The organism is Danxiaibacter flavus (assembly GCF_041060425.1).
GTDB classification, from domain to species: Bacteria; Bacteroidota; Bacteroidia; order Chitinophagales; family Chitinophagaceae; genus Danxiaibacter; species Danxiaibacter flavus.
Map to the genome: position 1 here is coordinate 1,233,591 of NZ_JAULBC010000001.1, position 24,265 is coordinate 1,257,855.

The following is a 24,265-nucleotide window of genomic DNA, read 5'->3' on the forward strand; positions in this document are numbered from 1 at the left end:
AAGAAAAAAAACTAGATGCCCAGCACCTCTTTCATTCGCGCATAGCCTGCTTTACTCACTGGTAAGCGGGCGCCGGTATTCAGCAGCACAAGGTGACTGTCTTTCTCGTAAGGATCGATACGTGTGATCAGTTGTGTGTTTACAATGTATGAACGATGAACGCGAACGAATTGCTGCGACGGCAAACTTTGTTCAAAAAAAGTCATCGTTTTCTTTTTAAGAAAGGAGCCTTCTGCTGTATATATTTTTACATAATCATCGGCGGCCTCAAGGTATTGGATCTGTGCAACGGGAATAATTTTGATCTTCCCGCCGTCTTTTAAAACGATGCGGCTGCTTTGTGTTGGAGAAAGGGATGCTGTTTCAAGAATAGCTTCAGTTTTTTCAACAGATGGTTTCGCCTGTTGCAATAACTTCTGCATGGCTTTGTCAAATCTTTCTTTACTAAAGGGTTTGAGAAGATAATCTACGGCGTGCGCTTCAAACGCCTTGATTGCATATTCTTCGAAAGCAGTTGTGAAGATAACGTTAGGCGGAGTTTCAATCAATTCCAGCATTTCAAAGCCGTTTATCTTCGGCATTTGGATATCGAGGAAAATCAGGTCCGGCTGGTGTTGCTGAATAGCCTTTACACCTTCGAAACCATCATTGCATTCCTGCACAATTTCTATTTCAGGATATCCTTGCAAATATTCTCTTACAATCACTCTTGCCAGTGGTTCATCATCTATTAATATAGCTTTCATCTGTGTTGTATTTAAAGCGCAAAGCTTAAAGCGTAAAGCTCAAAGCTTAGTGCCAACCGTTAAAATAATATGCTTCAACTACTAGTTTTTCGTCCTTTTGTGTTTGTCACTTTCTTTTTCTTGAAAAAAAGAAAGTAACCAAAGAAAATTCAAGGCAAACCCGATCCCTCCGGGCGTTTTGCCGGGCCATCTCCTCCCCATGTGCAACTTACATCACGAATTAAGTCAGCTTTTGTTGTCCGTCATTGATTGGATGAGGTTTTTCGCTAAAGTCAGAGACGCTTGCCAAAACCAAACGACCCGCATTTTCAATTGTCAACTTTCAATTGTCAATTATAAATTCTCAATTCTCAATTCTCCATTCTCACTCATCTGCGGCACTACTATCGTTGTTATAAATGTGTCATTATGTTTTTCTGTCTGCAAAAGGTCCTGTCTTGCATACAGCAGAAATAATCTTCTTTTTATAGAGGCAAGTCCGAAGCCTGTTCCCTGTAGTGGTTGAGAAGTCTCAGGATCAAAAGGATTACTTACAGAAATAACCAGGTGCCCGTTTTCGCTTGCAGCATTAATGCGGATGATTACTTCTCCTACAGTATCATACAACCCAAATTTAATGGCGTTTTCCACAACCGGTTGCAACAGCAGGGGAGGGATCTTCATTTGAAGTGAAGCTTCATCATGTTTTAATTCTGTTTGTAACCGGTAGCCAAAACGTACTTTTTCAATATCCAGGTATAGTTGCAGGTATTCCAGTTCTTCAGAAAGATTGGTTAGCTGCTGATCATCCCTGCGTAATGTTCCCCTCAAAAAATCGCTCAACTGCTGTATCATATGCCTCGCTTTTTCCGGTTGCATTCCGGTAAGCGCACTTATTGAATTTAAGCTGTTAAACAAAAAGTGAGGTTGCAGCTGCTGCCTGAGTTTAAATAATTCAGCTTCTCTTGTAAGTCTTTCCGCTTCAGCATTCCGGGCGTCAATACGTTTCTGTTCTTCCTGTGTGTACCAAAGCAGGCTGATAAATGCCATACAGCTTACCATTGAGAATGCAATGGCAAAACGGATTGGCAATGATTTGCTGTACAATGTTAAATAATGTTCGTCATCAGGAAACAAATGAACCAAAATCAGCCTTGAGATACACAGCCAGACAGAACTTATGCCTATACCCACGATCAGCACATACCAGTATTTTTCCCGCCTCGGCAGGTAATACTTCATGTTATTAAAAATAAGCAGGCAGCCCGCTGAGAGCAGCACATTGCTAATAAGGCTGTCAGTAATAACCTGTACGTTAGTCAGTTCAAAGTTGGTTAACGCAATCGCGTGGATGATACTTATTGTTGTCCACCAGATTGCGTTAATCAGCAAAAGTCTTTTTTGTGACGAAGCGGTAAGTGTGTTCAAATGAATGTTAATTTAACCTGATGCACTGATGCGTACTGTTCTCCAGTAAGTGTGTTGCTTTCAGTTTCGTTACACGAATATAAATATCGGCATCGTCTTCTTCATGAATGCGGGAATACATTTCCGCGCCGTCAATAAGATCATCCAGTTTAAATACTTCAGGAACATCAATAAACTTCCAGTGAACCGGTTTTTGTGAAGCGTTCAAAAAGTTGTCCTGCTCTCTTTCGCCAATCTTCCTGGCTTTATAAAAAGCATGTAGTTCATCATCGGCCATTACAAGCCTGAGTTGTTCATCAAACTGAGGAGTGTGAGAACCATCTCCACAAATTATCCGGTAAACGAGTTTGGCGAGATACCATTGCATAGCTTGGAATTTTTGTAGTCAGACAATTGAATTATGAAGGTGTTATATGCTTAGAAAAGCGCTGAAAACAGTCTTTTGAAAAAGCCCGGTTTCGGCATAACATTATTGTGCAGTGATGTTATTTTCCATTCGCCATCCTGCAGTATAAGAACATGGGTGTGATAAGCGTACGTTGAGCTGGCAACCTTTGCCTGCCATCTGTTGTATAAAGCAAGCTTAACATGAACTATGGCAGTGTTGCTGTTCAATATTTTCACTTTGCTTATATCGGCAGAAAGTGTAGTGCCGTCATCATTGTGATTGAGCAATTTATCATATTTGGCGGAAGCGCCTGAGCATCCTGAAACCTGGTTCTGAAAATTCACAAAATCACAGTCGTTTGTAAAGCAGGAAGTAAAGCGTGCTTTGTCGTTATTACTCCATGCCTCTCTGAGTGTCTCATACACTTTGCGAACATTCCTTTCATCTGCGGACATGACCATTTCATTTACAGTCACTGCATAATACCTGTCAACAGGTGCTTGTACTGATGATTGAAGGGAGATTGTCATAACGTCTACTTTGTGTGTTAGCAATAATGGCTTTTACAGGGATGTTGGGTTGGTATGTTACCGATTAGTAGCTATTGATTTCAATACCTCCAAAGACGCATGTGCCTTTTATGATAAGGATCTTGTTGCTGTCAATCTCGGTGTTAATAAACTGTCTTTTGTCCTCGATTCCGCCAAATACAGCTGCCATTTCGCTTTTCACATCCCAGTTGGAAGGGACGATCAGTTTTGTGCCGCCGAATATGTTGGTTACGTCTATGATCACTCTTCCCTGGATATCTGCTTTTGTAAGATCAATTTCAGATCCGCCCATAAAGCTGGTGATATCGCCGCCTTTAAAGTTTTTTGAAAGGATCACTTTTTTTGTTGATCCGAAGACCGCTGTTGCGTCCAGGTATTCACCATCGCCGGAATTGATTACATCTGCCGCCGTTTGATGGTGCTGCTCCATTTTTTCACGCCATTCATCACGCCATTGTTGTTTAAAACGGTCTTTCCATTCGTCTCTGTGACGGAAATGTTTCGGGCGGAAGATAAGCACGAGACCCACTGCCATAATACAGATCGGCGCAATGTAGTTGTGAAGGTTAATGTCCTGCACATATTTATCAGCAATAAATAAACCGCCGATAAGTAACAGGATATATCCGCCTATATTTCTGAAACGATGTTTTATAAGTGTTATAAGTCCGATAACCACCAGGATCATTGGCCATTCAAAAATCCAGCCCGGAATGCCAGCGCCCATCTTGTAAGCCAGTAATAAGGCGCCACCAATGAGAAAAAATATGCCGACTAATGCTCCACCGCCTCTGCGCCCTCTTAGTCTATTAGGTTCCATACAAGTCATTTTTATTTTTTTGTTTGATAGAACAAAGCTATTACGCTGATAGCCACCGACAAACGGCTAATAGGGCGTTAAGCTGAAATGGTAGGTAAATGGCGGAAAATGGTAGGCGAAAGAAGAAGACCGTAAGAGAGGAAGACGTGTAAGACCGTAAGACCGTAAGAGAGTAAGACGTGTAAGACGTGTAAGACAAGAAAAGACCCGTAAGATAGTAAGAGAGTAAGACAGTAAGAGGTGTGCCGTGTGTCTCAAGCCTTAAACCTTACGCCTGACACCCGAAAAGAAAAACCTGCCTACAAAAAGTAAACGGCTCTGGAATATGGAAAAGCTGATAGCTGACTGCTGATAGCTGACAGCTATTCTGATACCTCAAAAAAAAGCCGCCTACCAAAAGTAAACGGCTCTCAAATATGGAAAAAGCTGATAGCTCACAGCTAATAGCTGACAGCTACTACACGCTTACATTAAAGTCTCTCAACGCGTCGTTGAGGCTGGTTTTAAGATCGGTGCTGGGCTTGCGCTGACCAATGATCAGGGCGCAGCTAACGCCGAAGGAACCAGCAGCAAAATCTTTGTTGTAAGTACCGGGGATAACTACGCTTCTTGCCGGAACATGTCCTTTGTATTCAACGGGTTCGCTGCCGGTTACATCTATGATCTTTGTTGATTTTGTTAATACCACGTTGGCGCCCAATACAGCTTCTTTTTCAACAACAACACCTTCAACAACTATGCAACGGCTTCCGATGAAACATCCATCTTCAATAATTACCGGGGTTGCCTGTAATGGCTCTAAAACGCCTCCAATGCCTACGCCGCCGCTCAGGTGAACGTTTTTACCTATCTGCGCGCAGCTTCCTACTGTTGCCCATGTATCAACCATTGTTCCTTCGTCCACGTAAGCGCCGATGTTTACATAGCTTGGCATAAGAACAACATTGCGGCCCAAAAATGCGCCATAACGCGCTACTGCGTGCGGTACGGCACGTACACCAAGGTCTTTGTAATTATGTTTTAATTTCATTTTGTCATAGAACTCAAATGGAGGTAGGTCCCAGGTCCTCATCTGCTGAATACCAAAGTACATCAGTATCGCCTGTTTAACCCATTCGTTTGCCACCCAGCCGTTTTCAGTAGGTTCTGCAGTTCTCAATCTACCCTTATCCAATTCCTCTATAACGGTTTTAACAGCCTCGGTATAGTCATTTTCCTTCACCAGCTCCCTGTTTTGCCAGGCTTCCTGTATTAGTTGTTTCAATTCCATTATGCAAAATTTTTTGCGAAAATAAGGATTATGAGGATGTGGGGATGGGTAAATGTGCGAATGGGGAGGAATTGAAAATTGAAAGTTGAAAATTGAAAATGAATGTGCGAATGGGTGAATGTGCAAATATGCGAATGGAATTGAAAATGTGAACTTTGCCTTCAAATTGTTCAGATATGTTAAGAAGACTAAAATCCTAAATTTCAAATCTCAAATTCCCACCTGATACCTGACGCCTGATACCTGATACCCCGTGGTTCATAGCTGATAGCTCATAGCTCAAAGCTCACCGCTAATAGCCTTTCATTCCGTAATATTGTTCCCTAAATCGCTAATCATGAGTTTGGATTTTATGATGGATGTAGAAAAATGTATCGAAGTGTTGTCTGCAGGCGGAGTGATATTATATCCTACTGATACAGTCTGGGGACTTGGCTGCGATGCAACAAATGAGGCGGCTGTTGATAAAATAATGGCTATTAAGGAAAGACCGGCAAATAAAAGTTTCGTTGTTTTAGTGGCAAGCGAAAGACAGGTAATGCAACACGCTGCAAGTGTAGATTTGGCTGTGTTTGATTATTTACAAAGCGTTAATCACCCAACAACTGTTATTTATGAACATGCACTTGGTATCGCTGAAAATGCGCTTGCTGCAGATGGCTCAGTTGCCATGCGTATATGCAATGAAGAATTTTGCAAACACATGATTAAACGATTTAGAAAACCCATTATAAGTACCTCTGCAAATATAAGTGGTGCGCCTGCGGCAGCAACATTCCCAGAGATAAGCGACGTGATTAAAGAGCGTGTGGACTATATTGTTGAATATAGACGTGATGATGTTTCAACTAAACTTCCATCTGCTATTATAAAATGGGAGAATGGTAACATAATAAAGCTTCGATAATTTTCTGAAAATGTTTATACTGAATGTATTAGAAGATGTGTGAAAATTTCTCACTCAAATTCAGCAATATTTAACTTGCATTATTGGCATTCTGGTTGTAGATTATATTTAATTTAAACAGACATGCCGAAAATCATTCTCGATATTCCCGTTAATAAAATGCATCCGGTGTTAAGCCTGATCGCAGAGATGGGATTAGAACCAAAGGGGACTGACAGCGGTTATGAGACCTACAAGTGGAACAGTAAAAAAAGTGAATCAGTTTTAAACAATAAGCTGAACACTTTTGCTCTGCTGTTTGACTGGGAGTTTTTTGAAAACGAGCTGGAGTTTGAGTAGACCAGTAAGCACTTGTTGCCGGTGTTTAAAACATTAAATCCACTCCGAACTATCGTTTTTTAATTACAACAGTATCTCTCATAAATCAGTACGCGTAATACTGGTGCCGGTTATCACTGCTTCTCTTTTTCTGATCGTATTTACTGTGGCATTAGGTGTAGCATCAATTTTTTGAGTGCGCCTTTCAAACCCTTTGCGGTTCCGGAAATCTTTGTCCACATGCGCACATAAGGTGTTTCAAAACCGGACATAGTAATTTAATTTTACTATGTAATCTACCTATTTTCAATAAAGTGCATAATGGCTTATAGTTGGTAGTGTACAACGAACTAAACAGCATTTTATGTTCGGTAACTACTTTAAAATTGCATGGAGAAGTCTAATTCGAAATAAAGCATTTTCTTTTATAAACATCTTCGGGTTGGCACTTGGTTTAATGTGTAGCATACTCATCATGTTATGGGTAAATGATGAGTATAGTGTAGACAGGTTCCACAGCAACGGGGACTATCTTTACCAGATTTATGAACGTCAGTATTATGATGGAAAAATTAATGCAGGTTATTCTACGCAAGGTCTGCTTGCGGATGAACTAAAAAAGAATGTTCCTGAATTGCAATATGCAAGTGCTATGGATCGGGCTGCAGCACCGGGTGCGAGCTCTACATTCGAAGCCGGTAACAAAATAAATAAGATGGACGGCTATTTTGCAGGCAGTGATTTCTTCAGCATGTTTAGTTATCCCTTATTAAAAGGTAAAGCAGATGCAGCGCTAAGTTCTCCGTCAGCCATTGCCATTTCACGAAAAATGGCTGATATGTTTTTTGGTGATGCTGCTAATGCAATAGGCAAAACAATCCGGTATGAAAACAAAGAAGATCTTGAGGTTACAGCAGTATTTGACGATCTCCCGGCTAACTCTTCCATGCAGTTTGATTTTGTCAGAAGCTGGATAGCCTACGTTAGAGACAATGCCTGGGTAAAAAACTGGGGCAACACAAGCCCGTCTACATATATCCAGCTCCGTAAGGATGCTGAGCCCAAAAAAGTAGAAGCGAAGATCAAACACTTTATTTATAATTATCGACAGAAAGATCCTGCATCGCGCACTGAACTTGCACTACAATCATATCCTGATAAATATCTGCATTCAAACTTTAGTGATGGTCAGATCAATGGCGGCCGGATCGAATATGTACACCTGTTTACATTGGTTGCAATTTTTACGTTGCTTATTGCGTGCATTAATTTTATGAACCTTGCAACAGCGCAATCAGGTAAACGTGCAAAAGAAGTGGGGCTGCGTAAAGTAATAGGCGCAGTCCGTTCTTCGTTGATAGGTCAGTTTATTGGTGAAGCAGTGCTGCTTACCCTGGTTTCTATTTTCATAGCGATACTATTGGTCGTATTGCTTTTGCCTGCCTTTAATAGTGTAACGGGTAAACAACTTTCATTGCCATTTAATTATCCAATGTTCTGGATCATTTTGGCCGGACTTATAGTCGTAACGGGTCTTACTGCAGGGAGCTATCCTGCTATCTTTCTGTCATCAATGAATCCTGTCCAAGTATTTAAAAGTGGTATTAAAGCAGGATGGGGAGCAGTATTTTTCCGGAAGGTTCTTGTCGTATTTCAGTTTTCGCTTTCAGTATTACTTATTGTAGGGATGATTGTCATCTATCGCCAGATGAACTACATACAGAGCAGAAACCTTGGGTACGATCGCGATAATTTGATCTATGTTCCGATAGAAGGAGATCTTGTGAAAAATTATAGTGTGTTTAAAAATAAGGCTGCTAATGTGCCCGGTATTATAAATGTTTCAAAGATGCGTAATTCTCCAACGATCATTGAACATCACACAGGCAGCATTTACTGGCAGGGTAAAGATCCCAATCTTGAAGTGTCTTTTGCCGACGGTGTTGTAGGATATGATTTTGTAAAGACGATGAAACTTGAAATGGCTGCGGGAAGAGATTTTTCAAAAGAATTCAGCAGCGATTCAACTGCCTATATCATTAATGAAACTGCAGCAAAAAGAATAGGTTACCAGGATCCTGTGGGACAGACAATCAAATGGGGCAACCATCCTGGGACAATCATTGGCGTTGTAAAAGATTTTCATTTTAACTCACTGCATCAGGCAATTGATCCGCTGATCATGCGTCTCGATGAAAATTGGTCGTGGGGCACTATTCTGATTCGTGTGCAAGGTGGAAAAACGAAAGATGTACTGACTCAATTAGAAAAAATATGCAAAGAGTTAAATCCCAAGTTTCCATTTGCATATCAATTCTCAGATCTCGAATATGCCAGGCTGTATAAGAGCGAGCAAGTGGTAAGTAAACTTTCTGGCTTCTTTGCATTCCTTGCCATATTTATTTCGTGTTTAGGCTTGTTTGGACTGGCTACTTTTACAGCTGCGCAACGTACAAAAGAAATTGGTGTGCGAAAAGTGTTAGGCGCATCTGTTGCGAATATAGCAGGAATGTTGTCCGGTGATTTTTTAAAGCTGGTTGGTATAGCTTTTATTATTGCATTTCCTGTCGCATGGCTGGTGATGAATAACTGGTTGCAGAATTTCGCTTATAAGATCAATATCGAATGGTGGATGTTTGCTGTGGCAGGTTTTGCTACTGTTTGCATTGCGCTGCTAACCGTCTCTTATCAGAGCATTAAAGCAGCCTTGAACAATCCGGTAAATAGCTTGAGGACTGAATAGTTAATTGGCTGATGCTGCTAAAGTTTGATGGCAGTATCAGCTTCTCTTTATACATTTTTTCTAACAAGCCCTATCCCTAAAACAAGCAATCCGAAAGCCAGTATAACAGCTCCTGCAAAAGCCAGGTATATAAAGCCGTTTGGTTCTGTGGCATCAGGTTTTAAAACAGAAAAGAAGAACGCCGCAGGAAGGAGTATTGCAGACGCCGGAATGCAGCTTCGTACGATCGTTTTCCAGTTTTCAGAAAGTGCAGTTTCATCAACATATATGAGTGCTACCAGCGAGAGGATCAGCAGTACACCGGCATGTGCATGGCCTGCTCTGAATAAATTTTGCCTCAGCTGGTTTTGCATATAACGTGGATCATTAATGAGAAAGTTCAAAAGACTTACTCCTCCATAAATCACTGTAGGAAGTACAATCAACAAAATTCCTGCAGTGCGTTTTGATCTTGTAGTCATAACTATATTTTTGAAGCATGGAAATTCTTTGATACTCCGGATGCCGCATCATTTCTTTTCTGCAAACTTTTCCAGTGCCTTTCTTTCTTTGGCTGTCAGACTGGCCATTCCCTTTGTATTTATTTTGTCAAGGATCCGGTCAATTTCCTGTTGTGTTTCATGTTTAGCTATGTTGTATTTCTGATCGATGGTAACGTTCCGGTAATGACGATTAAAGAAGTTATTGTCAACAAAAAGCAAATGCGGCCGTGTTATAATTATGTATAAAAAAACTGCAGCCGGCGTTATGATCAATAATATCGGACGATAGTTTTCCATGATGGATGACGGATGCATTAGTATTGCAACGACCATTCCAATGATTGCTCCTCCGAGATGAGCGTCGTGCCCAACATTGTCTTTTCTTGAGCGAACGGCATAGATGGAAAATAACACATACCCAAGTCCGTAAACCCATGCCGGAAAACTGATAGGTAATAAAAAGAAACCGATCTGCATTGAAGGGAACAATGCGATGCTTGCAAATATAACGGCACACACGGCGCCCGAAGCTCCCACTGCGGAATAATCATCGTGATACCTGTGAATAAATAATGACAAAAGATTACCGCCTATTAAACCTGAAAAATAAATGACCAGAAATTTAAAGCTGCCGAGATACGCTTCTACGTTGTAACTGAAAATGTACAGGGAAAGCATGTTGAAGATCAGGTGCATCCAGCTGATATGCAGGAAGCCTGAGGTAATAAGTCTCTTATAATCCTTGTAAATAAGAATTTTATCGATTTCAAATGTGTACTTGTAATAAAAAGACTGGTCTTTAAATCCCCTGTAAGAAATTACAAAGGTCAGCGCAATCAGAAGAAACGTTATAATGCCGATGTCACTCATTGGATAACAAATTGTAAAAAATTAATAGCTCAGACAGCCCGATTTCCTGGTTATAAATTGTTTTTAAATTTAAAAATGAAAAGGCAATATTCGCGCGAAAGACAAGAAAGTTTTATGATTTTTTGAACAGAATGTTTGTGGGTTGTAAATGGGTTTCTTTGACTTTGCCGGGTTACGTAATTAAAAGCAATTTTTGATCGGACGCGAGGGGGATCTTACAAATAAAAATTGTGTAATGTGTTGTTGGTATGTTTCGCTCATTTCGTTATCATATATCAACGGCCGGGTGCAAAATGTCAAAAGGCAGAAAAAGTTTCGCGACTTTCCTGCCTTTTGATAACTGTCCTTTTTTAATACTTCAGTAGCTCGGATTAGGTGACATTCATTTTAGTCATTCCAGGTTTTTACATCTCCTTCCATTTTCTTTAATGTCTCACTGTACTGTTTTTGATCAGGACCTGCTGCGGCCACAGCTTTTTTCTGCCATTCTATGGCTTCATCTTTTCTACCTAATTTATATAACAGGTTGGCGTAAGTATCAATATACATAGCAACATCTTTGTCTTTAAAAGTCTGTTTGCTCCACTCAAGCGCCTGACGTAAGCAAGCTTCATCTTTACAATTTTGAAAAACGCTCCACGCATATTCGTTGAGATCTTCAATCGTTATTTTGTCGCCGTATTTGCTTACATATTCGGTGATACTTGTTTGATAATTTGCCCAATCTCCCTTAATCCTATAAAATGTGACCCTGATATATGCTAATATTTCGGGTGCTTTATCCTGATATCTTTGACTGATTAGCTCATTTAGTTTTGTCCAGGCGGAATCTTGCACTGTCTTGTTAAAGAGCAACGGTGTAGCCTCCTCCCTGAAGATAACGCGATTAACAACGGACTCTGCCCTGCCTTTGCCAAGTATATTATTTACTTTTTCCGGGTGGTACAAGAAGATGGTGAAACCAGTATCTTTAATAGAATTAGTAAAATCCCGAAGAAACTGTATATTATCTTTGGTGTATAAGTCTTGTTGTGTTTTCAGGTAAGCGTTTGCAAGCATTCTAGCCTTATCTCTGTCAAATGCTTCCATAGCTGCATACGCAACCGACTTAATGGATTCCGGATTCTTGGCGCCATTCTCAAAGTTTTTTAACAAAGTGTAATATTGTTTGGAAGGATCCAGTGCATTTGACGCTCGCTGAATGAATTGATCTGCTTCCCCACCGCCAACCATTCTATGTACTAATGTGCCGTTTGGGGCAAAAAATAAGAACGTGGGAAATGCCTGAATTTTATATTTAGTCATTATATCATGTCCATCTGCATACCATTTTTTAATTTCTTCATTGTCGCTGGCGGTAGTGTCAAGCTGCACTTTTACATTAATAAAATTGGCGTTAAAATAGTCGCCGACTTTTTCCTGCGGGAAGACGGTGTTGGTCATATATCTACACGGGCCACACCACGTGGTAAAACAGTCCATGAAGATGTACTTATTTTCTGCTTTTGCTTTAGCCAGTATCTGCTTCCAGCTATTACCGTGTTCAAAATGAATGCCTTTCTCCTGGGCCAGACATACGAAAGGCAATGAAAGAAGAAAAATAAAAAGCTGTTTCATAATAAAGGGATTTAGTTAAATGGGTGATTAATATCAAGTAGGTGAAAATTGCGTACCTAGTTAAAAGTATTCTGAAAAAGATGATCTGTCAAAATTAGTTATGAAATAAAAAGTTAATGTAATGGATATATAAGCGTGCCTGAAATAAAAAGCGAGATGGAAATTGTTGCCATCTCGCTTTTTACATTTTCAATTTTCCCCGCCTGACTGACGTTAGCCGGGCAGGAATTCTCCACTTTCAATTACTATAACTAACTCCCATGTTATACAACATGAAAGCCCATTTGTCAGCCTGTTCCTCAATGATCTTAGATGTTGGTTTTCCTGCTCCATGACCGGCCTTTGATTCAATTCTTATAATGACAGGATTGTTGCAGCTTTGTGCAGCCTGTAATGTTGCTGCAAACTTGAATGAATGCGCCGGAACAACACGGTCATCATGATCGGCAGTGGTAACCATTGTTGCCGGATAACAAGTGCCTTTATTAATGGCATGAACGGGAGAGTATTTATGCAGGTACTCAAACATTTCCTTGTTATCATCTGCGGTGCCGTAATCATAAGACCAGCCGGCGCCGGCGGTGAATTTGTGATAACGGAGCATATCCATTACGCCAACAGCCGGGAAACACACTTTATAGAGGTCCGGACGTTGCGTCATACATGCGCCGACAAGGAGCCCTCCATTAGAACCGCCTGATATTGCCAGGTAATCTTTGCTGGTATATTTTTCTTTTATCAGGTATTCTGCCGCAGCAATAAAATCATCAAATACATTTTGTTTTTGCAATTTGGTTCCGGCTTTGTGCCAGTCATCTCCATACTCGCCGCCACCGCGTAAGTTCGGAACTGCATAGATGCCGCCATTCTCCATAAACACCAGGTTGCTTACGCTAAAGCCGGGTGTAAGGCTAATATTAAATCCGCCATAACCGTACAGCATTAAAGGATTGTGGCCGTTTAGCTGAATGCCTTTTTTGTGCGTAATGATCATGGGAATTTTCGTGCCGTCCTTTGAAGTATAAAATACCTGTTTGCTTTCAAAGTTGTCAGGATTAAACTGAACCGCCGGCTTTTTATAGAGTTCACTTTTTCCGGTAGCTATATCGTACTTAAATAACGTATACGGATATATGTAGGAGGTAAAGCTGTAGTATACTTCCTTTTCCGTTTCTTTACCGCTAAAGCCGCCTGCAGAACCAAGTCCTGGCAATGCAATTGTATGTTCCTTTTTTCCGGAGAGATCATATTGCACAATTTCTGAAACAGCGTCTTTCAAATATTGGGCAAACAGTTTTTTACCACAGGTAGAAATGCTCAGTGGAAATTTCGTTTCCGGAATCAGATCCTTCCAGTGATCAGATGTTGGTGTTGCTGCGTCTGTAATAACCAGTTTTCTGTTAGGAGCGTTCAGGTTAGTTACAATAAACAGCTCGCCATTCTGCGCGTAGGCAACATGCTGTTCGTTGTCAAAACCCGTAACAACAGGCACTATAGGTGCATCCCTTTTTGAAAGATCTTTGATGTATAGTTCATTTCCGTATGTGGCATTAGAGGCGGTGATTACAAGAAAATGCTGGTCCTCGGTAACATAGCCGCCGATATATCTGCGTGGTGCAGTTTCGCCGCCAAAAATTAGTTGGTCTTCAGACTGTGCAGTGCCAAGTTTATGAAAATACAATTTGTGACGTTCCGTTTTGGCAGAAAGCTGGCTGCCCTTCGGCTTGTCGTAACTGCTGTAAAAAAAGCCTTCATTCTTATACCAGGAAAGGCCACTGAATTTTACATCGATCAATGTATCATCCAGTTGCTTTTTTGTTTCTGCAGTCAAAATAATAACCTTGCGCCAGTCCGAACCACCTTCAGAGATCTGGTAGGCGAGGAGCGAGCCATCATGCGTAAAATCCAGCCCCGCAAGGGATGTCGTGCCATCTGCTGAAAACCTGTTCGGATCAAGAAAAACTTCTGTGGTCCCGTTTTTCTGACGGTACAAAACAGATTGGTTCTGCAATCCGTCATTTTTACTGAAGTAGGTGTAATTTCCTTCTTTTGATGGTGACGAATATTTTTCGTAGTTCCATAAAGTTGTCAGCCGCTTTTTAATAGCCTCTCTGAAAGGTATTTGCGAGAGGTAAGCGTTGGTAACAACATTTTGTTGCTGAACCCAGTCTTTAGTGTCCGATGCTGTATCATTTTCAAGCCAGCGATAAGGGTCGCTCACTTCCGATCCAAAAAAATTATCAGTCTGCTGTACTGTTTTTGTGGCCGGGTAAGCACCTTTAAAAGCGGCCGGTTGTTGAGCCATTGTGTTCATACAAACCATTAAAGCGGTTAAACTGTAAGTAATATATCTCATGCCGGTTAAGGATTTTATTTCGTAATGAGTTCAGCAAAATAGGAAAAATCGCTGATGTCTGATTTGAAGATCGCTGATTTGTTCAGGTGTAGCACCAAAAATAGTCGGGTAATTCTTGATTATTGATTTGCTGATGTTTGATTTGAAGATCGCTGATTTGTTCAGGTGCAACACCAAAATTAGTCGGGTAATTCTTGATTATTGATTTGCTGATGTTTGATTTATGCACGTGTAACATTCAAACCGGAGTGATTTCGGTTTTGATTGATTTGTCGGTGTCGGATTTTTTAATGAACCCCAACTGGCATCCGGTGCCCTGGATCAGCGATCTTCAAATCAGCGATCCTCAAATCTCTTGAAATGTTACCGTCTTACATGTCTAACGCGTCTTACACGTCTTACACGTCTTACCATCTTACGGTCTTACTATCTTATCTTTGCCCGCATGCAGATTGATTGCACAGAAAGGGAATTATTTATTTTTAAGAAGATAGCCAATGCTTCCGAAGCTATTCACGTGCAGAGCTATCTTATTGGTGGATTTGTTCGCGATAAGATTATCGGGCGGGCCACTAAAGATGCGGATATAGTTTGTCTTGGTGATGGCATAGAGCTCGCCAACGCTGTCGCGCAACGCTTTAGCCCGATTCCGAATGTGGCATTTTTTAAAAATTTTGGCACTGCACAGATCAAACTTCCTGACTTTGAAGTGGAATTTGTTGGTGCCAGAAAAGAGAGTTATCGCTATCATAGCCGTAAACCCGACGTTGAACCAGGTACGTTGGAAGATGACCAGAACAGGCGTGATTTTACCATCAATGCGCTTGCTATCAGCCTGAATAAGGAAGATTACGGAACATTAATTGATCCGTTTAATGGTATTCAGCATATCCGGGAACAAAAGATACAAACACCCTTGCCGCCAGCCCAAACCTTCAGCGATGATCCGCTGCGCATGATGCGTGCCATCCGGTTTGCTACCCAGCTGGGTTTTACTATTGAGGAGGAAACATTTGTTGCCATCCAGGAAAATGCAAGCAGGATTAAAATAGTGTCACAGGAAAGGATCACGGATGAGATCAATAAGATCATGTTGAGTCCGAAGCCGTCAATAGGATGGGATCTGCTTTCAAAAAGCGGATTGTTGCAAATTATTTTCCCGCAAATGATGGCCCTGCATGGCGCGGAATATGTAGATGGCATGGGACATAAGGATAATTTTTATCATACATTACAGGTGCTAGACAATGTCGCTGCAAAGTCCGATGATCTCTGGCTACGCTGGGCCGCATTGTTGCATGATATTGGCAAACCCCCTACAAAGAAATTTGAGCAGGGGCATGGCTGGACTTTTCATGGCCACGAGGTAGTTGGTGCACGCATGGTGCCTAAAATTTTTGCAAAACTTAAGCTGCCGCTGTATGATAAAATGCGTTTTGTACAAAAACTGGTAGAGCTGCACCTGCGCCCAATTAGCCTTACAAAGGAGAATATTACGGATAGTGCGATACGCCGGTTATTGTTTGATGCCGCAGATGATTTGGAGCCCCTAATGTCGTTGTGTGAAGCGGATATAACCAGCAAAAATAAATTTAAGGTAAAACGCTATCTGCAAAATTTTACGCTTGTACGTGAACGGCTTGCCGCAGTTGAAGAGAGCGACCGGATAAGAAACTGGCAACCTCCTATAACGGGCGAAATGATTATGCAGACATTTGGGTTGACTCCAGGTAAAAATGTGGGCGTTATTAAGGATGCAATTCGCGAAGCGATACTAGACGGTGAAATTCCAAATGAATACGATGCAGCCTTTGCGTTCATGCTTCAAAAAGGGGAGGCCCTAAATTTGAAACCCGTTGAATAAAATGTATTTTCGTAGAGCAGCCTCCCGTTGAATTAGCACTAACCGGTTTACGGGCTTCAGTACTATTGTTTTACGCATAATCAATTCGCCGGGAGATTCAAAAGTTATATTGTTTTTTTATTTAAGTTAAATTACTTTGCTTTGATATTGTTATCACTTTTGTGAATTGCTGTAACTTTTAACAAACAACAACCAACAGTTTAAGAATGGCTATTTTAAAATTCAGAGTGTTTTTCGAGGAAGATGATGCCGTATATCGCGACGTTGTTATAAAGCATACTCAGACTTTTTTTGATTTGCATAACGTTATCTTAAAGGCATATGAATTTGATAACAAGCATCAGGCTACTTTTTACAGAAGCAATGTTAACTGGCAGCGTGGACGTGAGATTAGTCTGCAGAAATATGATAAACCTTACCAGGCAGAGCCGTTGATAATGGAATCCACAACCATTGGCAGCGAAATCCGTGATACCAGCCAGAAATTTATTTATGTGTATGATTTTGCAAAAAACTGGACTTTCCTGGTAGAACTGATTAATGTAAGCAAAGAAGAAAGCAGCAAGGTAACTTATCCTTCATTGAGCCGGGCCGAAGGTATTGGTCCGCAGCAATACGGAACAAGAAGTTTACTGGGTAATAAATTTGCCGATATCGAAGAAAAATATGACCTTGATAAAGGAGCTGAGGGTTTTGGTGAAGAAGGCGATGATGACAATGGCAGTGACGATATGGTTGATGATGGCGGTGGAGAGAACGGAGGTGATGAATATTAAGAAACTGTAAATAATGTATTAAGCTTTTTTTGTTTCTTCAGCATTCTTATATTGAGATGGTAATTTGATCATCAAAAAATAAGAATCAGGGAATGAAAGTTCTGATAACGGGCGGAAATGGATTTTTAGGGCAGCATTTAACACGCTTCCTTTCCGCTCAGAATTTTGAAGTATATGTAGTGAGCCGTGGAGAATGCCGTATTCCTGATGGAGGCAGTTTCACTTACTTCGACGTTGATTTGCGTAACAGCAACGAGCTGGCTGCAATTGTCAACGAAGTTCAGCCCGGCGTAATTATTCATGCTGCAGCAATGAGTAAACCGGATGAATGTAAAAATAACCCGCAAGCCTGCCTGCAATTGAATGTAGATGCCACCAGGGATTTACTGAATGCCTTTAATGCAACACAACAGCCATCTTTGTTTATTTATATTTCAACGGATTTTGTATTTGGTGAGAATGGCCCGCACAGCGAAGATGAAGAAAAAGGACCACTAAACTTTTATGGTGAAAGTAAATATACAGCCGAACAACTGGTAGAGGGAAGTAACCTTCCACACGCGATTGTGAGACCTGTTTTTATTTACGGACCAACATGGAACGGACTCAGACCTTCTTTTTTGCATTGGGTGAAAAACAGCCTGGAACAGAATAAACAAATTAAGGTTGTAAGTGATCAACTACGGACACCCACTTATGTAGTTGATATTTGTAAAGGAATCGCCGAAATTATTAATAGAAAAAAAGAGGGTGTGTATCATCTCGCTGGTAAAGATTTTTTATCTCCATACGAAATGGCGGTAAAAACAGCGGGCATACTTGGACTTGATGCAACATTGATACAAAATGTAACGTCTGAATGTTTTGATGAACCTGTGATCAGGGCAAAACGTTCGGGACTGAAAATTGATAAGGCTATGAAAGAGCTGGATTATGTGCCGGTAAGTTTTGAAGATGGTATCCGTTATACCTTCAATATATAAAAACAATGCACACTCCACTGCAGAAATATTTTGCGCAGCGTGTAAAGAACCTGTTCAATCATTTTCATGATTTTGAATTGAACGGGGATGATGTTTCATTGCACGATCTCAGGGTGGAAATGAAAAAGCTGAGGTCAATTATCAGGTTTCTTCAGCAAATTTACCCCAAACAAAAACTGAAAAGACCCTCCCATTTATTGCGTTCCATTTTCCAGGTGGGAGGAGAGATAAGAGAAGCGCAGTTAATGGCACAATGGTTACAAAAGAATAACGCATACATTATAGAGAAAGAATATTTTCCGCCAGAAAGGCTTAAACACATGACCGAGGCGTTCATGCTGCGGTCAGATGATTACAAGAAAGATCTGAAAGAGGTGGTCGACTCACTCGACGAGTTTGTGAACACAACAAATGAAATTCTGGCTGAACAATATTTTATTGATCTGAATGCACGTGTTGAAAGCATGTGCAGGAAGAACTTATTAAAAACCGACTGGCATGAATTGCGGAAATTGATTAAACTGCGGATCTATGCCTATAACTGGGTGCAGCACGAAGAAGATTTTGAGGATTCAGTTTTTCCTTATTACAACAAACTGCAGGAAGCTATCGGACAGTGGCATGACCTGGAAATAGTGAAAGACAATTTCTCCCAAAAACAGATCTATCTCTCCCAGGATCTTGAAGTGCAGAAAGATTTTAATCTTGTGTGGGACAAGCTAACTACCTCACTAAAACAAAAAGAAAAAATTATAGAAGATTTGTTGTCGAGACAGGTGGTTGCGGATTAGAAGACCGTAAGATAGTAAGACAGTAAGACCGTAAGATAGTAAGACCGTAAGATAGTAAGATCACAAGATAGTAAGATCGTAGGAAAGCAAAACTGCTAATAGCTCATAGCTGATAGCTTACCTGAAAACCGGCTTATGAATAATTAACCTGCTTCACCTTTCACTATTCACTATTCACTATTCACTATTCACCTTTCACTATTCACTATTCACCATTCACCATTCTCCATTCACTACTTGAGCCAATTACTTCCAAACACAATATAATACGCCCAGGTATCCGGTCCTTTAGCCAGATCAATGCCCATGCGTAAATTGAATTTGCGGGCTATAAGATAGCGAAAACCGGTGCCATAGGAGAGAACCCATTTGGCGCTTCCAAAATCACTCCACTCATCAAATGCTTTACCCGCACCGGAATATAGCATGATGCTCCATCGCCGGTAAAAATCCCAGCGAAATTCAAGTTCAGATAAAATATCCGCTTTGCCCTGGTATCGGTTTGCTGCAACGCCACGCATATCGATGTAGGGAAGCAGATAGAAAGGCACATCACCAAAGGTTTGCTGGCCATCTATGCGTAAACCGCCAATGAGTTTCTTCGTTAAAGGTCTGTACATGTAAGTGTAATAGTTCATCCGCCAATAGTTATAATCACTGCCAAAAAAATTGTCAGATCTTATACCATCAATGTGCAGTTTCATTCCTCTGTCGGGCGTAAAAACATTGTCCCGGTTATCCAACTCAACAATCGCTCCCAGCTGGCTCACAATGCTGTTATATTCGATCGGCTTTACAAAAACAGGAGTGTCACCGCCGCCTTTGTACTTAACATCGGTACTTACAAAGAAATATTTGAGACCGGCATACCAATGCGAATAACCAATTCTTCTAATCGCCTGCAGGGTAGCGGTGTAGGCATTTATGTTGAACTCAAACTCCTTCTCACCTTTGTCAGGGATCGTCCGGTAATAGTTCATGTTAATGCTTCCCAGGCCTCCGCCGGCAATATATTTTATCCTGCTTTTTACAAAAGTCCCCGAGCGGAAAAGTCCGGTAAACCAGCTTCCATTAACAGTATACATGCCCGCGCCGCCAGTAATATCCGGAGCTATTGGGGTGATTTTCTGTTCTCCCTTTATTGAGTCTATGTATGGCGGCCTCTTTTTTATAAACACAGGAATAAGTGCTCCGCCAAAGCCGCCCAGCGCCGGCTCAGTAATAATATATGGAACCGGAACAAAACCATTTGCATCAATAATGTAATCACTCAGGTCAAAGGCTCCATCCGTTGAGTCACGCAATGAGATATGTGGCTTTTTATTTTCCTGCGCAAAGCAGGCAGCTGCAAAGAATAGCGCACACAGTAGCAGTAATTTTTTTATATGCCTTTTTCTGTTCATCATAATAATCATTGCAGCTCAGTTTACAGGTGAAGCTGCTGCATGTTCAGCTTTCATTTTTTCGGCCTTACCAGCTCCTATCGGAATAAATACGTTGAACAACCAGCCGGATGAAAGTTGGTTGCCCGCCTGTAATTTGGATATGTCAGTCAACCCGGTAAAGTACCTTAAGCCAAAAGCAAGGCTTGTATTTTTCTTCAGCTTATATACCAGTCCTCCGGCCACGCCCACTTCAAACCGTGTGTATTCATCTTTTATTTGATTGGTATAAGTCAGTTCGTTGTCATCAGCTTCTTTTTTGAAAATATCTTTCACATTAGTGATAAGATCTATTTGTGGTCCGGCTTCAACATACAATAATCCGGCAATCCGGTATCTTACAAGCAGAGGTACACTGATCGCTTTGATGCTTCTTTTTATTGATGCTCCATTCATTAAGGTATCAAGACCAATATTGCCTGTGCTGTAGAAGTCAATGCCTTTTGCACCCATCGCTGATTTAGGTATCGCTTCGGGATGCAGCACCAGCCTGTCGCTTATATTTACGTTGAAGTACAGGCCAAGATTTAATCCCGGCTTTAGCTTGCTGTTGATATTGCTGATCTGTGTTAGAGTAGGCCCGGTCATTAATCCAAACTCCAGCTTGCCCGTATTCAGCTTATTGCCGAATACAAGTGCTATTAATACCTGCGAGGAAGCTGTTTGTGCATTGCAACAAAAAAGCATACAAAGCAGGCCGGTAATTATGGATCTGATTTTATTTGTATGAATGATCTTTTTATGCACGGATCATGATTTATGTAAGTAGAGTTTATTTTCTAACTGGATGCTAGTTCTAATCGTTGTACAACATGCATCATAACTAACGTTATTCAGGGAAAACAAAAGTCAAAACAGCTCTGAAGCCAAATTTTGCTTTGCTTTCGGGAGGGCCTGCCACAGGTATTCTGGGTCCCACTGCCAGCTGTATCGTTTGTGTTCCCAGTTTAGTAACCCCTGAAACTATAGGGTTGATGAATGCTGTGGCATTGCCTGCCTGCCAGTTAGAGGTTATTTCAGCGTTCAAACCAAGCCCGGCACCACTTTTCCAGTTGTGCGTAAAGAATGGCTGAATAAACATCTGGTTCACATCAGTTCTGTCTTTGTCACCTGCGAATGACCATATCTGGTTCATCAAAACACCAAATGTTAATCCCTTCGCTTGTTTTAACACAAGTGCAGTAGGGCCAATACCCCATTTTTTTGTTGTCAAGAAATCATTGGTTCCTATGGGTACAAGAAATGCCGGTCCCACGCCCCATATCAATCCGTTTTTGGTAGTCGATGGAGCAAAGAATGCACTAAGCGTTGCATCGCTTAAGCCGAACTGGTGGGTTTTATCTCCGGTTACATCCCGTTGATCAATTACCGGTACAATATACCGGGTAATCAGGTTAAGCCTTTTATTTAGCTGAATAGGTATAACAGGTTGTACGTTTAATGTGTTTTTTGATCCGTTGAACTCGCCAATACCATAGTCCGTGTTGTTTTGTAGCGGAACGCTAATCAGGCTTGCCACAGGATTGGCCAGTTTGTTTGCCAGTTCTTGCGCACTTTGTGCCTGGGCTGCCGGTTGTTTCTGTTGCCCTTCAACTTTCAATAATGCTATTGCGAGCATAAAGGCTAACAAGGTGTGTTTCTTCATATCGGTTCTTTGGCTCGTATAACAGATCGTCTTGCTCTGTTCGCCGCAATTGGAAATGCAGGGAATAAAAAAAGGGCCGGCTAAAGGGGAGTTGCGTTGTATTGCTCTAACCAGCCCACTCTTGTTTGGCACTACTTAACCTTAGTAACAGTTCCGTCTGGTGTCAGGTAAACTTTCTTCTTTTCGTCGCCTTTGGTAGCAACTATTTCGTAATAAGATTTTGATTTGTCGTAGTTAACCTGGTGGAAGTATGTTTTTGACTGAAGTTTCCAGCCTTTATAGTCTTCTCCTGCCATTTTTTTCAATGTGGCTTTAACTGCGTCTGGTAGTGCAGCATCTGTTTCCTGCATTTTTGACATAATTAAAGTGCCATCTGCCTTATAGAGTCCGTAATACTTCATGTTGTCTCTCTTGAAGCTTATGGTGTATCTGTCTATGCTGGAACCTGGATCCAGGTTGTCTTCTTCTGTAACGGTCCAGCCTCTTTTAACAACATTTGAGTCAACTTGAAAATATTCTACTGCTTTGGCATCCGGAAAGCGTTTATGTAGTGAGTCTACTACAGCTTTAGGGGCAAGTTCTTCGGTTACTTTTTTTGTTCCCGTAATAACTATGTCGTTTTGAGCAAAGGCTATTGCAGAACTGATCATAGTGGCGGAAAGTAATAGCAACTTTTTCATTGTGTTTTTTTTATGAAGTGATTGAATGGTGTGAGTAATTTTGTTTTATTTGAAAAGCGAAATAATGTCAGATGTACGGTGTACGATGTACGATGCGGTTAAGCGTTTTTTTACATCGTACACCGCACATCTTACATCGTACATCAAAAAATGGTTTTCCAGTCGTCTTTCATACTTATAACCGTCCAGTTGTATTTTTTTGCCCAGTCCAATGATTTGTTGTCCTTTTCCTGGTAATAGGTTTCCCTGTCTTTGTCATCGTGGTTCACAATAAGCTGCAGCGAGGAGTATTGGTTTCCTTGCGAAAAGCGCAGCATATAGATATCTCCGGCTCCTCCTTCATTGCCACAAGCAAGTATGGGACGCTTGCCTATGTGATACTGAATGTTCACCGGCTTCTCCTGTTTGTCGTTAAAAGAAAGCATAGAAGGCATACGTACAAGATCGTTAATGCCTGCGCTGTCTTTATAAACATATTTGAATTTGGTGCCAATAACCTGCTCGGGAGGAATGCCATAATACAGTTGCGTTACAGGACGCATAAAGTCTATATCGCCGCCGCTGCAAATAAATGTCTTGAAGCCGTTTGCACGCAGGTATTGTAATAACTCCACCTGTGGCTTATAAACAAGTTCTGCAATGGCTTTTCCCGAAGGAGATTTTGCTGTGGCAAAAAACGCTGCTGCACTTTTGTCGAACTCACCTGCGGTCATACCGGTATGTGTAGCAACAACCAGTTTTATCAGGTCCTGTTCACTCAGTGTTTTCAGGTATGCCATGTCGTTTGCGGCGATGGCCTTATACGGCTGCTTTTCTTTTAATGCGGGCTTTTTATCGATCATTTTTTTTGCCAGATAAAAGGCAAATAATCCCTGTATCAATGGCTTTTCGCACCATAACGTACCATCATTGTCGAAGGTGGCAACGCGGTCTTCTGCCGGAACAAATTTTGGTGAACCTTCAGTAGTTACATTCTTTACGAAGTCTATAATTGACTGTTTGGTTTTACCATCATTCCATGAAGGCAGCGGGTCCTGCGCATGCAAGCCACGTCCGAATGCAGATGCTACAATTGTAAGTGCAATAATTAGAACGTATCTCATAATGTCATGTTTAATACTTGCGCATCAAAACTTAAAGCATGATACACATGAGCCTGCCGAAGGTTGCTTTGTTATGCCGCTAATGACTAACTTGTAACCCTGGTTGCAGCAGCGGTTGTTGAAGCTTGTCATCTTTTTTGCAGTGCCGGTCTGCTGTTATTTATTATGTGACGTGCCCATTTTTTTCAATTGTTCATTTTTTAATTCGATCTCCAATGCTTGTTCGGCAATAATTCTCTTTAACCGTACATTTTCTTCAGCTAATTGTCTTAGCTCGGAACGTGCACGGTTTGGAGAATAAGATGATGATGAACTATTTGAATTAGGCACGAATTTCTTTTTCCATTTCGCAAACACACTGTAAGAAAGATTATGCTCACGCAATACAGCAATTACGCCCTGCTGGCTGACCTGCTGTATTATGTCCAGCTTTTGTTGATCAGTAAATTTTCTTCTTTGCGTTGCCATAATGGTGTTTGAATAGTGTTGCATTATTCATTCTGAAC

At 41.1% G+C, this 24,265-nt stretch carries 23 protein-coding genes; 7 read left to right on the forward strand and 16 right to left on the reverse strand.

Annotated elements, in window-relative coordinates; genetic code table 11:
• Positions 1 to 11: 11 nt before the first annotated feature.
• The 6 genes from QTN47_RS04670 to QTN47_RS04695 form a co-directional block, all read right to left on the reverse strand.
• Positions 12 to 746, reverse strand: coding sequence for a LytR/AlgR family response regulator transcription factor (locus tag QTN47_RS04670; protein ID WP_369328164.1), 735 nt, complete (start codon positions 744 to 746; stop codon positions 12 to 14).
• A 333-nt stretch (positions 747 to 1,079) separates the two neighbouring features.
• The gene (locus QTN47_RS04675) at positions 1,080 to 2,153 is read right to left on the reverse strand and encodes a sensor histidine kinase (protein ID WP_369328165.1); all 1,074 of its coding nucleotides are present in this window, start codon (positions 2,151 to 2,153) and stop codon (positions 1,080 to 1,082) included.
• A gap of 7 nt (positions 2,154 to 2,160) precedes the next feature.
• Positions 2,161 to 2,520 (reverse strand): DUF4288 domain-containing protein, encoded by a 360-nt coding sequence (locus QTN47_RS04680; RefSeq protein WP_369328166.1) that lies wholly within the window; start codon positions 2,518 to 2,520, stop codon positions 2,161 to 2,163.
• A gap of 50 nt (positions 2,521 to 2,570) precedes the next feature.
• Positions 2,571 to 3,071 carry an SgcJ/EcaC family oxidoreductase gene (locus tag QTN47_RS04685; protein WP_369328167.1) on the reverse strand — a complete coding sequence of 167 codons (501 nt, stop codon included), beginning with the start codon at positions 3,069 to 3,071 and terminating at the stop codon, positions 2,571 to 2,573.
• A gap of 64 nt (positions 3,072 to 3,135) precedes the next feature.
• The gene (locus tag QTN47_RS04690) at positions 3,136 to 3,912 is read right to left on the reverse strand and encodes a LiaF transmembrane domain-containing protein (protein WP_369328168.1); all 777 of its coding nucleotides are present in this window, start codon (positions 3,910 to 3,912) and stop codon (positions 3,136 to 3,138) included.
• A gap of 457 nt (positions 3,913 to 4,369) precedes the next feature.
• Complete coding sequence (locus tag QTN47_RS04695) at positions 4,370 to 5,182, reverse strand: 2,3,4,5-tetrahydropyridine-2,6-dicarboxylate N-succinyltransferase (protein WP_439100175.1); 813 nt, start codon at positions 5,180 to 5,182, stop codon at positions 4,370 to 4,372.
• A 337-nt stretch (positions 5,183 to 5,519) separates the two neighbouring features.
• On the opposite strand from QTN47_RS04695, the gene QTN47_RS04700 reads away from it, so the two are divergent.
• The 3 genes from QTN47_RS04700 (at position 5,520) to QTN47_RS04710 (ending at position 9,150) form a co-directional block, all read left to right on the forward strand.
• On the forward strand, positions 5,520 to 6,089 hold the full coding sequence (locus QTN47_RS04700; protein WP_369328169.1) for an L-threonylcarbamoyladenylate synthase: 570 nt from the start codon (positions 5,520 to 5,522) through the stop codon (positions 6,087 to 6,089).
• Positions 6,090 to 6,212: 123 nt separating this feature from the next.
• A complete protein-coding gene (locus tag QTN47_RS04705) occupies positions 6,213 to 6,428 on the forward strand; it encodes a hypothetical protein (RefSeq protein WP_369328170.1) in 216 nt (71 codons plus the stop codon).
• A gap of 343 nt (positions 6,429 to 6,771) precedes the next feature.
• Positions 6,772 to 9,150, forward strand: coding sequence for an ABC transporter permease (locus QTN47_RS04710; protein WP_369328171.1), 2,379 nt, complete (start codon positions 6,772 to 6,774; stop codon positions 9,148 to 9,150).
• A 47-nt stretch (positions 9,151 to 9,197) separates the two neighbouring features.
• Here the strand turns inward: QTN47_RS04710 and QTN47_RS04715 are convergent, their stop codons facing one another.
• The 4 genes from QTN47_RS04715 to QTN47_RS04730 all read right to left on the reverse strand — a co-directional run bounded on the left by QTN47_RS04715 (position 9,198) and on the right by QTN47_RS04730 (position 14,475).
• Positions 9,198 to 9,611, reverse strand: a complete 414-nt coding sequence (locus QTN47_RS04715) for a hypothetical protein (protein ID WP_369328172.1) — start codon at positions 9,609 to 9,611, stop codon at positions 9,198 to 9,200.
• Positions 9,612 to 9,659: 48 nt separating this feature from the next.
• Positions 9,660 to 10,502 carry a rhomboid family intramembrane serine protease gene (locus tag QTN47_RS04720; RefSeq protein WP_369328173.1) on the reverse strand — a complete coding sequence of 281 codons (843 nt, stop codon included), beginning with the start codon at positions 10,500 to 10,502 and terminating at the stop codon, positions 9,660 to 9,662.
• A gap of 387 nt (positions 10,503 to 10,889) precedes the next feature.
• On the reverse strand, positions 10,890 to 12,119 hold the full coding sequence (locus QTN47_RS04725; RefSeq protein WP_369328174.1) for a thioredoxin fold domain-containing protein: 1,230 nt from the start codon (positions 12,117 to 12,119) through the stop codon (positions 10,890 to 10,892).
• A gap of 238 nt (positions 12,120 to 12,357) precedes the next feature.
• Positions 12,358 to 14,475 (reverse strand): prolyl oligopeptidase family serine peptidase, encoded by a 2,118-nt coding sequence (locus QTN47_RS04730; RefSeq protein ID WP_369328175.1) that lies wholly within the window; start codon positions 14,473 to 14,475, stop codon positions 12,358 to 12,360.
• Between the two features lie 445 nt (positions 14,476 to 14,920).
• Between QTN47_RS04730 and QTN47_RS04735 the strand changes: the two genes are divergently transcribed.
• The 4 genes from QTN47_RS04735 (at position 14,921) to QTN47_RS04750 (ending at position 18,889) form a co-directional block, all read left to right on the forward strand.
• Positions 14,921 to 16,339 carry a CCA tRNA nucleotidyltransferase gene (locus QTN47_RS04735; protein ID WP_369328176.1) on the forward strand — a complete coding sequence of 473 codons (1,419 nt, stop codon included), beginning with the start codon at positions 14,921 to 14,923 and terminating at the stop codon, positions 16,337 to 16,339.
• A gap of 206 nt (positions 16,340 to 16,545) precedes the next feature.
• Positions 16,546 to 17,115, forward strand: coding sequence for an IS1096 element passenger TnpR family protein (locus QTN47_RS04740; RefSeq protein ID WP_369328177.1), 570 nt, complete (start codon positions 16,546 to 16,548; stop codon positions 17,113 to 17,115).
• Positions 17,116 to 17,207: 92 nt separating this feature from the next.
• On the forward strand, positions 17,208 to 18,098 hold the full coding sequence (locus QTN47_RS04745; protein ID WP_369328178.1) for an SDR family oxidoreductase: 891 nt from the start codon (positions 17,208 to 17,210) through the stop codon (positions 18,096 to 18,098).
• A 5-nt stretch (positions 18,099 to 18,103) separates the two neighbouring features.
• Positions 18,104 to 18,889, forward strand: a complete 786-nt coding sequence (locus QTN47_RS04750; RefSeq protein WP_369328179.1) for a CHAD domain-containing protein — start codon at positions 18,104 to 18,106, stop codon at positions 18,887 to 18,889.
• Positions 18,890 to 19,122: 233 nt separating this feature from the next.
• Here the strand turns inward: QTN47_RS04750 and QTN47_RS04755 are convergent, their stop codons facing one another.
• The 6 genes from QTN47_RS04755 to QTN47_RS04780 all read right to left on the reverse strand — a co-directional run bounded on the left by QTN47_RS04755 (position 19,123) and on the right by QTN47_RS04780 (position 24,227).
• Complete coding sequence (locus QTN47_RS04755; protein ID WP_369328180.1) at positions 19,123 to 20,304, reverse strand: BamA/TamA family outer membrane protein; 1,182 nt, start codon at positions 20,302 to 20,304, stop codon at positions 19,123 to 19,125.
• Between the two features lie 6 nt (positions 20,305 to 20,310).
• Entirely contained in the window at positions 20,311 to 21,078 is a 768-nt protein-coding gene (locus tag QTN47_RS04760) for a porin family protein (protein ID WP_369328181.1), read from the reverse strand.
• An 82-nt stretch (positions 21,079 to 21,160) separates the two neighbouring features.
• Positions 21,161 to 21,976 (reverse strand): hypothetical protein, encoded by an 816-nt coding sequence (locus QTN47_RS04765; RefSeq protein ID WP_369328182.1) that lies wholly within the window; start codon positions 21,974 to 21,976, stop codon positions 21,161 to 21,163.
• 131 nt (positions 21,977 to 22,107) lie between these two features.
• The gene (locus tag QTN47_RS04770) at positions 22,108 to 22,656 is read right to left on the reverse strand and encodes a hypothetical protein (RefSeq protein WP_369328183.1); all 549 of its coding nucleotides are present in this window, start codon (positions 22,654 to 22,656) and stop codon (positions 22,108 to 22,110) included.
• A gap of 143 nt (positions 22,657 to 22,799) precedes the next feature.
• The gene (locus QTN47_RS04775; RefSeq protein ID WP_369328184.1) at positions 22,800 to 23,759 is read right to left on the reverse strand and encodes an HAD family hydrolase; all 960 of its coding nucleotides are present in this window, start codon (positions 23,757 to 23,759) and stop codon (positions 22,800 to 22,802) included.
• A 156-nt stretch (positions 23,760 to 23,915) separates the two neighbouring features.
• Complete coding sequence (locus QTN47_RS04780; RefSeq protein WP_369328185.1) at positions 23,916 to 24,227, reverse strand: transposase; 312 nt, start codon at positions 24,225 to 24,227, stop codon at positions 23,916 to 23,918.
• Positions 24,228 to 24,265: the final 38 nt, after the last annotated feature.